Source organism: Pseudomonas sp. ASL3, from assembly GCF_056680425.1.
Window position 1 is genome coordinate 3,708,349 of the sequence record NZ_CM155281.1, and the last position, 14,964, is coordinate 3,723,312.

Genomic DNA, 14,964 nt, shown 5'->3' on the forward strand with positions numbered 1-14,964 from the left:
AGCAAGGCCAACCTATTCAGGCCAGTATTTAGCTGGCTTTTTTTGTTCGTGGCTTTAGTAGCGGATTTCTGTAAGACCACTCTTTTTTCAAGCTAAAAAAACCGCCCCTTGAGGCGGTTTTTTTATCCAGGCGTATTCAAAGCAGGAATACTGTGGCCAGTCCCAGGAAGATGAAGAACCCGCCGCTGTCCGTCACGGCGGTGATCATCACGCTGGCGCCCATGGCCGGATCCCGCCCCAGACGCGTCAGCGTCATCGGGATCAACACGCCCATCAACGCCGCAAGCAGCAGGTTTAGCGTCATGGCGGCGGTCATGACCACGCCCAGCGACCAACTGCCATAAAGCATGTAGGCCACCACACCAATCACTCCACCCCAGACCACGCCATTGATCAGCGAAACGGCCAGTTCTTTGCGCATCAGGCGCGATGTGTTGCCGGTACTGACCTGGTCCAGCGCCATGGCCCGGACGATCATGGTGATGGTCTGGTTGCCGGAGTTGCCGCCGATCCCGGCAACGATCGGCATCAAGGCTGCCAGCGCTACCAGCTTCTCAATCGAACCTTCGAACAAGCCAATGACCCGCGAGGCGATAAACGCGGTGATCAAATTGATTGCAAGCCAGGCCCAACGGTTACGCAAGGATTTCCAGACGGAGGCGAAGATGTCTTCTTCTTCGCGCAGACCCGCCATGTTGAGGACTTCGTTTTCGCTTTCTTCACGAATCAGGTCGACCATTTCATCGATGGTCAGACGGCCGATCAGCTTGCCGTTCCTGTCCACCACTGGCGCGGAAATAAGGTCATATCGCTCGAACGCCTGAGCGGCCTCGTAGCCATCTTCATCCGGGTGAAAACTCACCGGATCACTGGCCATGACCGCCGCTACTCGCTTATCGGGATCATTGACCAGCAGACGCTTGATCGGCAGCACGCCCTTGAGCACACCGTCGTAATCGACCACGAATAGTTTATCGGTATGCCCTGGCAACTCTTTGAGCCGGCGCAAGTAACGCAATACCACCTCAAGACTGACATCCTCACGGATAGTCACCATCTCGAAGTCCATCAGCGCCCCAACCTGCTCTTCGTCGTACGACAACGCGGACCGCACGCGCTCACGCTGTTGGCTGTCGAGAGCCTCCATCAGCTCGTGGACGACGTCACGTGGCAGCTCAGGGGCAAGGTCCGCCAACTCGTCGGCGTCCATCTCCTTGGCGGCGGCCAGGAGCTCCTGATCATCCATGTCGGCGATCAGTGTTTCACGGACAGAGTCAGACACTTCGAGAAGAATGTCGCCGTCGCGCTCGACCTTGACCAACTGCCAGACCGTCAGACGCTCTGCGAGGGGCAAGGCTTCAAGGATATGGGCGACGTCGGCGGAGTGCAGGTCATCGAGCTTGCGCTGCAACTCGACGAGATTCTGCCGGTGAACGAGATTTTCTACGCGGTCATGATGGTGACCTTCCTGACGATGTGTCAGGTCTTCGACCAGACGCTGACGATGCAGCAGCTCAACGACTTGAGCGAGACGGTCCTGCAGGCTTTCTTGCGTTTTTTTTACTTCTATTTCGGTCATAGGCGAACTCCACCCCCAGCAGCGGAGCACGCCAGGGAGATCAATCAGTCAATCCGTGATGGGGAAAACAAGATTCCGAGTTACTACTGGGTAAGTCCATGGAGGTTTTCCACAAGCCCCGGCGGGGCTGACGGGCGCAATGATACACCGCCCCAGACCACTGCACGCTACAAAATCCCGACAAGAGCAAGCGCTTGCAGCACACACCCAAATCGATAGCGCTACGACGTAACATCCTGCGAAGAAAACACGAACCTTACAAAAAGGGCACCGGCTAGGCTTCAAGACAGCCCTTTATGGAGGACGCCAAATGCCCGCCACTGCCCGAACGACTTTATTGATCACCCTGTTCTGCTTTCCTGTTTCAGCGATCACAGCGACCGTACAGCGCTGCGAGGACGCCCAAGGCAACATCACCTTCACGTCCCTGGGCTGTCTAAGCGATCACAGCATGCAATTGCAAAGGGCTTATAACGCCCCACCTGGCAGCAGCAGTGCGATCAACCTACTGCCCCAAGCGGCTCCATTCAGAAGAGAGACCGCAGCACCACCGGACAATCGCCGAACGAGCAAAGAGCTGGTCGTCGTCGGCCAGCGTGACGATAGTTGCGGCAATCAAGTGAGTAGCGAGCAACGCCGCCGGGCAATCATCAATCAGCAAACCCGGGCCGGCATGAATCTGCGGGACGTGGAAAGCTCACTGGGCAAGCCGGACAAGATCACTACCAGAAATGGAGAAACCCGTTATCACTACAGCGAAAAGAAAGGCCGCAGCAGTCAGGTTGTTTTCGACGAGAACGGATGCGTAAAGGGCAAACGCCAGGATTGAGGCAGGCACATAAAAAGAGCCAATATGCAGATTCCCTGTGGGGGCAGGCCACAAAGCAAAAAGCCCGCATTAGATGCGGGCTTTTTGGTGTTTGGTGCACTCGACAGGATTCGAACCTGTGACCGCTCGGTTCGTAGCCGAGTACTCTATCCAGCTGAGCTACGAGTGCAATTGGCGTTTGATAAACCAGACCACCGCTGGTTGAAACAAGCCGCTTACATTACTGCAAACAACCTTTGAAATGGTGCACTCGACAGGATTCGAACCTGTGACCGCTCGGTTCGTAGCCGAGTACTCTATCCAGCTGAGCTACGAGTGCATTTGTTGCCGCGCATTATAGATCGTTAAATCATTTTGTAAAGCGCTTTTGCTAGTAATTTCAAACACTTACCGCTCAAGCCAGATTTCAACGCACTACATAAATAATGGCGGAGAAGGGGGGATTCGAACCCCCGACACCCTTTTGAGGTGTACTCCCTTAGCAGGGGAGCGCCTTCGGCCACTCGGCCACCTCTCCGCGACGGGGCGTATAATAACCAGCTCTTTCCCCGTTTGCAAACCAAAATTTCAATAAAAATTAATGGCTTGGTTCTTGGTCCTTCTCTTTCTTGATACGCAGGTAAATCTCTTCACGGTGAACAGCGACCTCCTTCGGGGCGTTGACACCAATTCGTACTTGATTACCTTTAACGCCGAGCACGGTCACGGTGATTTCGCCATCACCAATGATTAGGCTTTCTGCGCACCGACGAGTCAGAATCAGCATACCTTTCTCCTCACGCATTACATTCAGGGACAACAGTCTGCAAAACTAAAAGGGCATAGGCCTACAGCAAGACGAGCCAAAGTCCTACACCTGAGTATTGACTAGTGTAAAGAAAAGAACAGCCTTCCTACACCGATCAAAAAAACAAAAGGCGCGGATCATCCGCGCCTTTCGGGCAACGCATTACTCGCCCTGTCGGGCCGGTGCGTCCAATTCGAAAGCAGTGTGCAGAGCACGCACCGCCAGCTCCAGATACTTCTCTTCGATGACCACTGAAACCTTGATTTCAGAGGTCGAGATCATCTGGATATTGATGCTTTCCTTGGCCAGCGATTCGAACATGCGGCTGGCAACACCGGCATGAGAGCGCATGCCCACACCCACGATCGACACCTTAGCAATCTTGGTATCGCCGACGACTTCCCGAGCGCCAATTTCGCGCGCGGTGTTTTCCAGCACCAGCAAGGCCGCCTGGTAGTCGTTGCGATGCACGGTGAACGTGAAATCGGTGGTGTCATCGTGCGCAACGTTCTGCACGATCATGTCCACTTCGATGTTCGCGGCACTGATCGGGCCCAGGATCTTGAAGGCCACGCCGGGGTTGTCTGGCACACCACGGATGGTCAGCTTGGCTTCGTCGCGGTTGAAGGCGATGCCGGAAATGATCGGCTGTTCCATGGATTCCTCTTCATCAATGGTAATGAGGGTGCCCGGACCCTCCTGGAAGCTGTGCAATACGCGCAGCGGGACGTTGTACTTGCCGGCGAACTCGACAGCACGGATTTGCAGCACCTTGGAACCGAGGCTGGCCATTTCCAGCATCTCTTCAAAGGTGATCTTGTCCAGGCGTTGAGCTTGCGACACCACACGCGGGTCAGTGGTGTAGACGCCATCGACGTCGGTATAGATCTGGCACTCGTCAGCTTTCAACGCAGCCGCCAGGGCTACGCCGGTCGTGTCCGAGCCACCACGACCGAGGGTGGTGATATTGCCGTGTTCGTCGACGCCCTGGAAACCGGCGACGACGACTACCCTGCCCGCCTTCAGATCGGCACGAATCTTCTGATCGTCGATCTGTAGAATACGCGCCTTGTTGTGCGCGCTGTCGGTCAGGATGCGCACCTGATTACCAGTGTAGGACACCGCTGGCACGCCACGCTTGATCAAGGCCATGGCCAACAAGGCGATGGTCACCTGCTCGCCCGTGGACACGATCACATCCAGCTCGCGAGGAACCGGCTGATCGTTGATCTGCTTGGCCAATGCGATCAGGCGGTTGGTCTCGCCACTCATGGCCGACAGCACAACCACCAGGTCGGTGCCGGCATCGTGGAATTTCTTAACCTTGTCGGCTACCTGCTCGATGCGCTCGACAGAGCCCACGGAGGTGCCTCCAAATTTCTGTACGATCAAAGCCATCTCAAAGCCGCCTCAGCCCGTGAAGGGCGCCCATTAAACATTCAAACCCTGCAAAGCGCCAAAGCCTGCCGTCAGACGGCAGGCCTGGAGGTCGACTAGATACCCTGCTCGACAAAAGGCACGGCCAACGCCAGCGCTGCATCCAGTGCACCGGCATCCACACCACCACCCTGAGCCATATCAGGACGACCACCACCTTTACCTCCAACAGCGGCGGCCGCTTGCTTCATCAAATCACCGGCTTTGAGTTGGCCAGTCAGGTCCTTGGTTACGCCTGCAACCAGTACGACCTTATCTTCATGGACACTGCCGAGCAGGATCACTGCGCGGCCGAGCTTGTTCTTCAACTGATCAACCAGCGCCAACAGGGCTTTGCCATCCTGACCATCCAGACGCACGGCAAGGACGTTGACCCCTTTGACATCCAGCGCGGCAGAGGACAAATCGTCACCTGCGGCACTCGCTGCCTTGGCCTGCAATTGTTCGAGTTGCTTTTCCAACTGACGGTTACGCTCCAGAACAGCAAAGAGCTTGTCCAGTACGTTGTCGCGATTGCCTTTGACCAGCGCCGCCGCTTCCTTGAGTTGTTCTTCGGCCGCGTTGAGGTAGGCCAACGCCGCAGCGCCAGTGACTGCCTCGATACGCCGCACGCCTGAGGCAATGCCACCTTCACTGATGATTTTCAGCAAGGCGATGTCGCCTGTGCGGTTGGCATGAATGCCACCGCACAACTCGACGGAGAAATCGCCGCCCATGCTCAGTACGCGCACGCTGTCGCCGTATTTCTCGCCGAACAGCGCCATGGCGCCTTTCTGCTTGGCGGTCTCGATATCGGTTTCTTCGGTTTCGACCGGGGTGTTCTTGCGCACTTCGCGGTTGACGATGTCTTCCAGGGCTTTCAACTGTTCTGGTTTGATCGCTTCGAAGTGGCTGAAGTCAAAGCGCAGGCGCTGACTGTCGACCAACGAACCTTTCTGCTGCACGTGCTCACCGAGCACCTGACGCAACGCGGCGTGCAGCAAGTGCGTCGCCGAGTGGTTCAGGGACGTGGCGTGGCGAACCTCGGCATCGACCTCTGCATTGAGCTCGGCACCGACTTTAAGGCTGCCTGACGCCTGCACACCATGGTGCAGGAACGCACCGCCGGTTTTGGTAGTGTCACGCACGTCGAAACGCACAACCCCCGCACTCAGATAGCCACAATCGCCGATCTGACCACCGGACTCGGCATAGAACGGCGTCTGATCAAGGATCACGACGCCCTCGTCGCCTTCGTTCAACTGCTCGACCGCCTGGCCGTCCTTATAAAGACCAACCACTTTGGCGGCACCGCGAGAGGCGGTGTAACCGATGAAATTCGTGGCGACATCAACCTTGACCAGGCTGTTGTAGTCCATGCCGAACGAACTGGCCGAACGGGCACGCACACGCTGGGCATTCATCTCGCGCTCAAAACCTTCCTCGTCGAGGGTCAGGTTACGTTCGCGGGCGATGTCACCGGTCAGGTCCATCGGGAAACCGTAGGTGTCATACAGCTTGAACACCACGTCACCAGGCACCACGCTGCCTTTGAGTTCAGCCAGATCCTGCTCGAGGATTTTCAGGCCCTGCTCCAGGGTCTTGGCAAATTGCTCTTCTTCGGCCTTCAGCACGCGCTCAATGTGCGCTTGCTGTTGAGTCAGTTCCGGGAAGGCACTGCCCATTTCCGCAACCAGTGCGGCAACGATCTGATAGAAGAAGCTGCCCGTGGCGCCCAGCTTGTTACCGTGGCGGCAGGCGCGACGAATGATCCGGCGCAGTACATAACCGCGACCTTCGTTGGACGGCAGTACGCCGTCGGCAATCAGGAAACCACAGGAACGAATGTGGTCAGCCACGACTTTGAGCGAAGGCTGCGCGTCGTTGCTGCAACCAATGGCCTTGGCCGAAGCGGCCAGAAGGCTCTGGAACAGGTCGATCTCGTAGTTCGAATGCACGTGCTGCAGCACGGCACTGACCCGCTCCAGGCCCATGCCGGTATCCACCGACGGGGCAGGCAGCGGGTGCAGCACGCCATCGGCGGTGCGGTTGAACTGCATGAACACGTTGTTCCAGATTTCGATGTAACGATCGCCGTCTTCTTCCGGCGAACCCGGTGGGCCGCCCCAGATGTCGGCGCCGTGATCGTAGAAAATCTCGGTGCACGGGCCGCACGGGCCGGTATCGCCCATGGTCCAGAAGTTGTCGGAAGCGTACGGCGCGCCTTTGTTGTCGCCAATACGAACCATACGCTCGGCCGGTACGCCGATTTCCTTGGTCCAGATATCGTAGGCTTCGTCATCGCTGGCGTAGACCGTAACCCAGAGTTTTTCCTCGGGCAGCTTCAACACCGAGGTCAGGAAGGTCCAGGCGTAGGTGATGGCATCGCGCTTGAAATAATCACCGAAACTGAAGTTACCCAGCATTTCGAAGAAAGTGTGGTGACGCGCGGTGTAACCGACGTTTTCCAGGTCGTTGTGTTTACCACCGGCACGCACACATTTCTGGCTACTGACGGCACGGGTGTAGGCGCGCTTTTCCTGGCCCAGGAAGCAATCCTTGAACTGGTTCATGCCCGCGTTGGTAAACAGCAGGGTGGGGTCATTGCCCGGAATCAAAGAGCTGGAGGCGACACGGGTGTGACCTTGCTCTTCGAAGAAGCGAAGGAAGGCTTCACGGATTTCTGCGCTTTTCATAGGTTCTTCCACGGAGACGGCGGCCAGAGGCAAGTGCAAAACGTCAAAAGGACGTAGCGACGGCAAAGGGCCGCATTATATAGGCGTTGCGTTCTCGGTACAGTGTGTTTGTACGTTGCAAACCAGCATTTGGACTGTCGGCACCTCTCAGTGACGGGCAAATTCGGCAAAAGCCGCCACGACCTGTTCGATCTGGGCCCGGGAAACATCCAAATGCGTCACCATCCGCAGGCGGGCGGCAGCGCTGAGCTTGATCCCGCGCTCGGCGCAGAAGTTTTTCAGTGCTTCGGCCCGTTCGTCGACCTGCACATACACCATGTTGGTCTGTACCGGTTCGACCTGATAACCCAGCCCGCGCAAGCTTTCGGCCAGACATTGCGCGTTGGCGTGATCGTCGGCCAGTCGCTCGACTTGATGCTCCAGTGCATACAGCCCGGCAGCGGCGAGAATACCGGCCTGACGCATGCCGCCGCCGACCATTTTGCGCAAACGTCGGGCCTTTCCGATCAACTCGGCAGTGCCGCACAACACTGAACCGATCGGTGCGCCCAAGCCTTTGGACAGGCACACGGAGACCGAATCAAAGTACTGCGTAATGTCTTTGGCATCGACACCCAGCTTCACCGCCGCGTTGTACAAGCGTGCACCGTCCAGATGCAGTGCCAGTCCCTGTTCATCGCACAGCTTTCGCGCGGCCGCCAGGTACGCCTGAGGTAGAACCTTGCCCTGCATGGTGTTTTCCAGCGCCAGCAAACGGGTGCGGGCGAAGTGAAAGTCATCCGGTTTGATCGCGGCCAACACCTGATTCAAGTCCAGCGAACCATCTGCCTGGACTTCCAGCGGTTGTGGCTGGATCGAACCCAGTACCGCGGCCCCGCCGCCTTCATATTTATAGGTGTGCGCCTGTTGACCGACGATATATTCATCGCCGCGTGCGCAATGGGCCATCAACCCCAACAGGTTGCTCATGGTGCCAGTGGGCACGAACAGCCCTGCGGCAAACCCCAGGCGCTCGGCCAGGTAAGCCTCAAGACGGTTCACCGTCGGATCTTCGCCATACACATCATCGCCCAATGGCGCGCGGGACATGGCGTGGAGCATCCCTGCCGTGGGCTGGGTCACGGTGTCGCTGCGCAGATCAATAACCGTCACGGTAAAACTCCCTGAAAAGTCTGAACGTCGATAGTAAGCGCAGGAACGGTCCTGCAATAGCCCATTACTGAGGCCGTTGAGCGCTTTATTCAAGGCAGCCGAACCATGAACCGGGCGCTTCGATATAAGAAAAAGTCAGGACAACCGTACGAAAGTCCCCATGCATATTCGAGAAAACTATGATAAAAACTCCGCGCCGGCAGAAAATGCTGTCGGCAACGTTCTCAGGGCGGGGTGCGATTCCCCACCGGCGGTAATGACGCGCAATGCGTTTAGCCCGCGAGCGCTTGTGGTGCTGAAGCTTCGGTTTTGGCACTGACAAGGTCAGCAGACCCGGTGTGATTCCGGGGCCGACGGTCATAGTCCGGATGAAGAGAGAACGGGATTGGCACCACAGGACCGTATCGTGCGCATCGCCGTGAACATTGTTGCGTTCAGGCCGTGATCTCGACGCACCCTGGCATCCCATTCGATCCAAAACGCCCTGTTTTTTTCATAAACAGGAGTCAGAACTGATGCAACCCACTGCAATCGATAGCAAAAGCAAAAGCCACCCCAACGAGCGCATCGCGTTTATCCAGGCCTGCTGGCACAAGGATATCGTCGATCAGAGCCGTAAAGGTTTTGTCGCTGAAATGGCCAACCATGGCTACGCAGAAAGCGATATCGATTTCTTCGAAGTCGGCGGTGCTTTTGAAATCCCTCTGCACGCCAAACTGTTGGCCAAGACCGGTCGTTACGCAGGCGTAGTCGCAGCCGGCCTGGTGGTCGACGGCGGTCTTTATCGTCATGAGTTCGTCGCCCAGTCGGTGATCAGCGCGTTGATGCAAGTGCAAATGGAAACGGAAATCCCGGTATTTTCCGTGGTCCTCACACCGCATAACTTCCACGCGGGTGATGAACACCAGAAGTTCTTCTTCGATCATTTCGTGCACAAAGGCGCGGAAGCGGCGAAAACCTGCGCGGATACCCTGAATAAAATCCGCAGTCTGCGCCGCAACGAACTGCCGCAGCGGGTAGCGGTTTAATCCCCAGGGGACTGATTTATTTTCAGCGCTTCATCGAAAATTAATCTGTCCCCGTTTTTGATCAAGGCCGGGGACAGATTGATTTTTCAAAGAGCGCGAAAAATAAATCAGTCCCCTCTCAGGCCGTTACATCAGGCCAGCTCGTCGCCCGTGGTCGGCACGATCAGAATACCGGCGCGCAGGCCATTCTTGACCTTGGGGTTCGGGAAGATAATGCGCGCACCCTGCTCTTCGACAATCCAGCGGGTATCGGCCAGGTCATTGGCCAGCAGAAAGCCCTGGTCCAGTTCCGAAAAATTCTCGATATCAGCGGGCAGGTTCAATTTGAACGCGTCGCTGTGCTTGATGATTTCCCGGGCCACGCTGAATAACTGCAAACCATCGAGCGGCTGATCTTCAAGCGGTGGCTCGGTGCCTTCGATCATTTGCTTGAGGCGCTGTTCGAGCAGCTCCAGATTGACCTCCTGGTTCTGCCCGAACGGCCGCGCCTTGCCCAGCTCCAGGGTGAAAGCTTCAGCACCCAGTTTGTCGTAGGTGTACGAGCTGAAGACAATCGAGGACTTGTTCTGCAGCAGCACCGCCTCCATGCCCGCCGCACGCAAGCGCGCCAGTTCACGGCGTGAATGCTGGCGACCTTCCTTCCAGGGGTACAACGCGAATTGCTCGATCTTCGAGCCACGGATCGCCGTATGCAGGTCGTAGTGCAACCGATAACGATCCGGCAGACTGAAGAAACTGTCCGCCAGACGCTCCAGTTCGCAAGCTCGCAAAGCCTCGAAGCCGCTGGTCTGCTCATGACGGCCGTTGAACAGCCGGTTCACATCCTGCTCGATATAACGCTCCCCGCGGCGCATGGCCTCAGGGTTGCCGAACAAAAACAGAATACGTGCACGCGGCTTCAAATCACCGCGCGCAATGTCGTGGATCAACCGATCCAACAACTCGATAGGGGCCGTTTCGTTGCCGTGGATGCCGGCAGACAACAGCAGGTCCATGCCGTTGTCGCGCGCTTCAGGCGGACGGACTTCAAGCGCCCCTTCGCTCAGCCAGCGCATACGCACGCCTTCGACAGTCAGTTGAGTCTTTTCCGCTGGTTCGCGACCAGCCAGGGTCAGTTCAAGCAGCTTGCCTAGAGCGAGCATAAGTCATGCACCTAATTGAACGAGCTAAATAGCAATGGCACCATGATCGGACTTAGTGATCGTGGTTGCAGTCAGGACCGTGAACGTGTTCGTCATCGTCACCGACCTCTGCCAGCTCCATTTCCAGCTGCAGGCTGACCAGGTTGGTCGCCAATGGACGTAACAACAGATTAGCGTATTCGGCGTCACCCTCTTCGACATCGACGCCGATCAGCAACTGGCCACGGCCATCGTGCTGAATCCACAATTCCTTGCCTTGCCACATCACGGCAACGCGAGTGCAAGAGGTTTCCAGCTGAGTGCCGTCGGTGTCTTCAAGGATCAACTGCAGGGTGTCGCTCATAATCGGGTGCTCTATAGAGAGTAAAATCTCGCGCCCTGATGTCGAGTGCCGGGTTACCCACTGCATCGACGAATTTCAGGGCGCTGACTTTCAATTGATTTGGAAAGGATAAACCGAGCCCAGTTTAAGGATTTGCGTCAGTTCATCCAGTGCCGTACGGCATTCAAGCAATAATTTTGGATCGGCCAGATCGTTTTCGCTCATGCGATCGCGATAGTGCTTGTCGACCCATTGGGTCAGCGTGTCGTACAAGGGCGCCGTCATGATAACCCCTTGATTGACCGCCGCCAGCTCAGTTTCATTGAGCGCGACCCGTAACCGCAGGCACGCCGGGCCGCCGCCGTTCTGCATGCTTTGCTTGAGATCGAAAACTTTCACTTCAGCGACCGGGCCATCGTCGGCGATCAGGCGCTGCAAATACTGCCAGACGCGCTCGTTGCTGCGGCACTCTTCTGGCACGATGAGCAGCATCGAACCATCGGCACGAGACAACAACTGGCTGTTGAACAGGTAGGAACGCACGGCGTCTTCGACCGCGACTTCGGCGCGCGGCACGCAGATCGCACGGAAACGTCCGCCACGGCGGCCCAGCTTGTCGTGCAACTCGGCCAGCATGTGTTCGGTATTGAGGAACGCATCCTCGTGATAGAACAGCAGCTCGCCGTTACCCACCGCGATCACGTCGTTGTGGAACACCCCTTGATCGATCACCGCCGGGTTTTGCTGGGCAAAGACCACACCGTCGTCGCTCAGACCGTGCAGGCGGGCAACGGCCTGCGAAGCTTCGAGGGTTTGCCGGGCCGGATACTTCTGCGGCGCCGGGTAACGCGTGTCGAACGCACTGCGCCCGAACACGAAAAACTCAACGCCCGCTTGACCGTAGTCGTGGCAGAAACGGGTGTGGTTGGCCGCGCCTTCATCACCAAACTGCGCCACCGCCGGCAACGCCGCGTGATGGGCAAAGTGCTGTTGGTTGGCGAACATCGCACCCAACACGCGACTGGTCGTCGGGTGTTCGATGCTGCGGTGGTATTTGCAGTTGAGGTTGGCGGCGGTGAAATGCACGCGGCCATCCGCAGTATCGGCGCTCGGGCTGACCGTGGCAGCGTTGGCTACCCACATACTCGATGCCGAGCAACTGGCGACCAACAACGGCATGGCGTCTTTCGCGGCTTGCTCGATCACTTGCGCGTCGGTGCCACTGAAACCCAGAGAACGCAGTGCAGCCACGTCCGGGCGCTCTTGCGGGGCCAGCACGCCTTGGGTGAAGCCCATTTCCATCAGCGATTTCATCTTCGCCAGGCCTTGCAGCGCAGCTTCCCGTGGGTTGGAAGACTGCTGACTGTTGCTCTGGGACGCGACGTTGCCGTAAGACAGACCGCCGTAGTTATGGGTCGGCCCCACTAAACCGTCAAAATTGACTTCATATGATTTCATCGGCGAGGCTCCGTGGATCTGTTGTTATGGCGTGGGTTCCTGGATTTCTGTAGGAGCTCAGGAAAGCTTTACACCCGGGGTCAAAGTAGCCGGCAGACTGATCCGCGGCGCTTCCAGTGAGGCCACCGGGTAGGCGCAGTAATCAGCTGCGTAATACGCACTGGCGCGATGGTTGCCCGAAGCACCCACGCCACCAAACGGCGCGCTGCTGGCGGCACCGGTCAATTGTTTGTTCCAGTTGACGATACCGGCACGGCTTTCCAGCCAGAACTGCTGATAACGCTCTTCGGAATCCGAGAGCAAACCGGCCGCCAGACCATATTGAGTGGCGTTGGCTTCAGCGATGGCTGCGTCAAAATCAGCATAGCGGATCACTTGCAGCAGCGGCCCGAATAGCTCTTCATCCGGCCGATCAGCAACGTCGCTGACATCCAGAATTCCCGGCGTCAGCAAGGCCGCCTGTGCCTGCGGCTGGGTCATTTCCAGCAACGCCACGGCGCCATTGGCCAGCAGATGCTCCTGAGCATCGAGCAATGCACGCGCAGCGCCCAGGGAAATCACCGAGCCCATGAACGGTGCTGGTTGCTGATCGAACGCGCCGACCTCGATAGTCGCGGTGACTGCCACCAGACGTGCGAGCAACGCATCGCCCCACGCGCCTTCAGGCACCAGCAAACGACGAGCGCAGGTGCAACGCTGCCCGGCGGAGATGAATGCCGACTGAATTACGGTGTAGACCGCCGCGTCGACATCTTCGACCTGATCGACAATCAGCGGGTTGTTGCCACCCATTTCCAGCGCAAGGATCTTGTCCGGGCGCCCGGAGAACTGTTGATGCAGCAAGTTGCCGGTGCGGCTGGAGCCGGTGAAAAACAAACCGTCGATCCCAGGATTGGCCGCCAACGCAATGCCGGTTTCGCGAGCACCTTGCAACAGGTTCAGCACACCGGCTGGCAGCCCGGCTTCGATCCAGCACTTGACCGTCAGCTCGGCGACTTTCGGCGTCAGCTCGCTAGGCTTGAACAAAACGGCGTTGCCCGCCAGCAGTGCCGGGACGATATGCCCGTTCGGCAAATGCCCAGGAAAGTTGTAGGGGCCAAATACCGCGACCACGCCATGGGGCTTGTGGCGCAGCACAGCGGTGGCGTCGCCCAGTGGGCCGCTCTTCTCGCCGGTACGTTCGCGGTAGCTTTGCACCGAAATGGCCACTTTGTTGATCATGCTGGTGACTTCGGTGGCCGACTCCCAGACCGGCTTGCCGGTTTCTTCACCGATGCAACGGGACAGTTCGTCCGCATGGCTTTTCAGGCTCGCGGCGAACGCTTCGAGCACTGCAATGCGATCATCCAGCGAGCGCTTGGCCCAGGCCGGAAATGCCTGACGCGCCGCTTGCACGGCGGTCTCGACTTGCGCGGCAGACGCGCCCTTGCCCGTCCACAGCACGCGCTGGGTGACCGGATTCAACGATTCCAGAGCTTCGCCCTGCCCGGCTTGCCAGGCACCTGCAATATAAAGTGTGCTCATCAAACAGCCTCCCTCGCGGCGGATAAAGGTACCGCGCGCACTTGATCACCTGCGCTCAGTTGCAGACGTTTTGCGGTCATGGGGTCCACTACCAGCGTGCCGGCAGCCAGCCGCGCAGGTGCGGCGGTGATGCGGCAATCTTCGCGCTTGCGGTTGTGGATCAGGAACGGTGTAGCGTCATCGCCCGGCGTACCGATTGCCAGAACCAATGCCTGACTGTCGCGCACGGCGCGGATTTTCGAGGTTTCACATTCCACGGCCGGACCGGCGTCGAAGATGTCGACGTAACCCTGATAGCTGAAACCTTCGCTTTTGAGCATCGCCAGCGCAGGCTCGGTGTCGGTGTGTACGCGACCGATGATGTTGCGCGCATCTTCGGAAAGGAAGCAGCTGTACAGCGGGAACTTGGGCATCAGTTCGGCGATGAACGCCTTGTTGCCGACACCGGTCAGGTAATCGGCCTGGCTGAATTCCATTTTGAAGAAGTGCCGCCCCAGGCTTTCCCAGAACGGTGAACGCCCCGCTGCATCGGACATGCCGCGCATCTCGGCGATGATCTTGTTGCCGAACAGTTTCGGGAACTCGGCAATGAACAGCATCCGCGCCTTGGCCAGCAACCGACCGTTAAGACCGGTGCGACTGTCGCTGCGCAAGAACAGTGAGCACAGCTCCGAATTGCCGGTCAGGTCGTTGGCCAGAAACAGCGTCGGGATCTCACGATAGATATTCAGCTCCTGAGAGGCGCTGACCGTCAGGCCGACCCGGTAGTTGTACCAGGGCTCACGCAGACCTACGGCGCCGGCGATGGCAGAAATCCCCACCACCTGACCGTCGTCATCTTCGAGAACGAACAGATAGTCCGCATCGGCGCGCTCGGCTTCGCCACGAAAGGTCTTCTCGGCCCAACCGACCCGATGCGCCAGGCGCTCTTCATTGGCCGGCAGCGTCGTCAGGCCGGGGCCTGTGGTGCGCGCCAGCTCGATCAGCTTCGGTAAGTCGCTGCTGCGTACGGGACGAACGATCATGCTATC

At 57.9% G+C, this 14,964-nt stretch carries 12 protein-coding genes, 3 tRNA genes and 1 riboswitch; of the genes, 2 read left to right on the forward strand and 13 right to left on the reverse strand.

What is annotated here, in order from left to right; all coding sequences use genetic code 11:
• Positions 1–136 precede the first annotated feature (136 nt).
• A complete protein-coding gene (gene mgtE / locus AC1MEE_RS17160; protein ID WP_480410794.1) occupies positions 137–1,579 on the reverse strand; it encodes a magnesium transporter in 1,443 nt (480 codons plus the stop codon).
• Positions 1,580–1,889: 310 nt separating this feature from the next.
• Between mgtE and AC1MEE_RS17165 the strand changes: the two genes are divergently transcribed.
• Entirely contained in the window at positions 1,890–2,408 is a 519-nt protein-coding gene (locus AC1MEE_RS17165) for a cell envelope protein SmpA (protein ID WP_480410795.1), read from the forward strand.
• 92 nt (positions 2,409–2,500) lie between these two features.
• On the opposite strand, the gene AC1MEE_RS17170 is transcribed toward AC1MEE_RS17165, so the two are convergent.
• The 7 genes from AC1MEE_RS17170 to ltaE all read right to left on the reverse strand — a co-directional run bounded on the left by AC1MEE_RS17170 (position 2,501) and on the right by ltaE (position 8,459).
• Positions 2,501–2,577 (reverse strand) — tRNA-Arg (locus tag AC1MEE_RS17170).
• Between the two features lie 73 nt (positions 2,578–2,650).
• Positions 2,651–2,727 (reverse strand) — tRNA-Arg (locus AC1MEE_RS17175).
• A gap of 107 nt (positions 2,728–2,834) precedes the next feature.
• Positions 2,835–2,925, reverse strand: a tRNA-Ser gene (locus tag AC1MEE_RS17180).
• Positions 2,926–2,985: 60 nt separating this feature from the next.
• Positions 2,986–3,174 (reverse strand): carbon storage regulator CsrA, encoded by a 189-nt coding sequence (gene csrA / locus AC1MEE_RS17185; protein WP_020290522.1) that lies wholly within the window; start codon positions 3,172–3,174, stop codon positions 2,986–2,988.
• Between the two features lie 183 nt (positions 3,175–3,357).
• On the reverse strand, positions 3,358–4,593 hold the full coding sequence (locus AC1MEE_RS17190; protein WP_480410796.1) for an aspartate kinase: 1,236 nt from the start codon (positions 4,591–4,593) through the stop codon (positions 3,358–3,360).
• Positions 4,594–4,688: 95 nt separating this feature from the next.
• Positions 4,689–7,307, reverse strand: a complete 2,619-nt coding sequence (gene alaS / locus AC1MEE_RS17195; RefSeq protein WP_480410797.1) for an alanine--tRNA ligase — start codon at positions 7,305–7,307, stop codon at positions 4,689–4,691.
• A 147-nt stretch (positions 7,308–7,454) separates the two neighbouring features.
• Positions 7,455–8,459 carry a low-specificity L-threonine aldolase gene (gene ltaE / locus AC1MEE_RS17200; protein WP_480410798.1) on the reverse strand — a complete coding sequence of 335 codons (1,005 nt, stop codon included), beginning with the start codon at positions 8,457–8,459 and terminating at the stop codon, positions 7,455–7,457.
• Positions 8,460–8,675: 216 nt separating this feature from the next.
• A riboswitch (FMN riboswitch) is annotated at positions 8,676–8,844 on the forward strand.
• Between the two features lie 130 nt (positions 8,845–8,974).
• Here ltaE and AC1MEE_RS17205 point away from each other — a divergent pair.
• Positions 8,975–9,487 carry a 6,7-dimethyl-8-ribityllumazine synthase gene (locus tag AC1MEE_RS17205; RefSeq protein ID WP_480410799.1) on the forward strand — a complete coding sequence of 171 codons (513 nt, stop codon included), beginning with the start codon at positions 8,975–8,977 and terminating at the stop codon, positions 9,485–9,487.
• A gap of 131 nt (positions 9,488–9,618) precedes the next feature.
• Here AC1MEE_RS17205 and astE read toward each other — a convergent pair whose 3' ends face one another.
• The 5 genes from astE to astA all read right to left on the reverse strand — a co-directional run bounded on the left by astE (position 9,619) and on the right by astA (position 14,958).
• Positions 9,619–10,629: a succinylglutamate desuccinylase gene (gene astE / locus AC1MEE_RS17210; RefSeq protein ID WP_480410800.1), complete on the reverse strand. Its 1,011-nt coding sequence runs from the start codon at positions 10,627–10,629 to the stop codon at positions 9,619–9,621.
• A 52-nt stretch (positions 10,630–10,681) separates the two neighbouring features.
• Positions 10,682–10,972: a topoisomerase II gene (locus AC1MEE_RS17215; protein WP_480410801.1), complete on the reverse strand. Its 291-nt coding sequence runs from the start codon at positions 10,970–10,972 to the stop codon at positions 10,682–10,684.
• 90 nt (positions 10,973–11,062) lie between these two features.
• Complete coding sequence (astB, locus tag AC1MEE_RS17220; protein ID WP_480410802.1) at positions 11,063–12,409, reverse strand: N-succinylarginine dihydrolase; 1,347 nt, start codon at positions 12,407–12,409, stop codon at positions 11,063–11,065.
• A 57-nt stretch (positions 12,410–12,466) separates the two neighbouring features.
• The gene (gene astD, locus AC1MEE_RS17225) at positions 12,467–13,936 is read right to left on the reverse strand and encodes a succinylglutamate-semialdehyde dehydrogenase (RefSeq protein WP_480410803.1); all 1,470 of its coding nucleotides are present in this window, start codon (positions 13,934–13,936) and stop codon (positions 12,467–12,469) included.
• Positions 13,933–14,958 carry an arginine N-succinyltransferase gene (gene astA / locus AC1MEE_RS17230; RefSeq protein WP_480410804.1) on the reverse strand — a complete coding sequence of 342 codons (1,026 nt, stop codon included), beginning with the start codon at positions 14,956–14,958 and terminating at the stop codon, positions 13,933–13,935. The genes astD and astA overlap by 4 nt, the downstream gene beginning before the upstream one ends.
• Positions 14,959–14,964 lie beyond the last annotated feature (6 nt).

What these genes read in the sequence shown, in the direction of transcription:
- AC1MEE_RS17190 (WP_480410796.1), bottom strand. Translation starts at nt 4,593, where the DNA reads ATGGCTTTGATCGTACAGAAATTTGGAGGCACCTCCGTGGGCTCTGTC.
- AC1MEE_RS17165 (WP_480410795.1), top strand. Translation starts at nt 1,890, where the DNA reads ATGCCCGCCACTGCCCGAACGACTTTATTGATCACCCTGTTCTGCTTT.
- AC1MEE_RS17215 (WP_480410801.1), bottom strand. Translation starts at nt 10,972, where the DNA reads ATGAGCGACACCCTGCAGTTGATCCTTGAAGACACCGACGGCACTCAG.
- alaS (WP_480410797.1), bottom strand. Translation starts at nt 7,307, where the DNA reads ATGAAAAGCGCAGAAATCCGTGAAGCCTTCCTTCGCTTCTTCGAAGAG.
- astE (WP_480410800.1), bottom strand. Translation starts at nt 10,629, where the DNA reads ATGCTCGCTCTAGGCAAGCTGCTTGAACTGACCCTGGCTGGTCGCGAA.
- csrA (WP_020290522.1), bottom strand. Translation starts at nt 3,174, where the DNA reads ATGCTGATTCTGACTCGTCGGTGCGCAGAAAGCCTAATCATTGGTGAT.
- astB (WP_480410802.1), bottom strand. Translation starts at nt 12,409, where the DNA reads ATGAAATCATATGAAGTCAATTTTGACGGTTTAGTGGGGCCGACCCAT.
- mgtE (WP_480410794.1), bottom strand. Translation starts at nt 1,579, where the DNA reads ATGACCGAAATAGAAGTAAAAAAAACGCAAGAAAGCCTGCAGGACCGT.
- AC1MEE_RS17205 (WP_480410799.1), top strand. Translation starts at nt 8,975, where the DNA reads ATGCAACCCACTGCAATCGATAGCAAAAGCAAAAGCCACCCCAACGAG.
- astA (WP_480410804.1), bottom strand. Translation starts at nt 14,958, where the DNA reads ATGATCGTTCGTCCCGTACGCAGCAGCGACTTACCGAAGCTGATCGAG.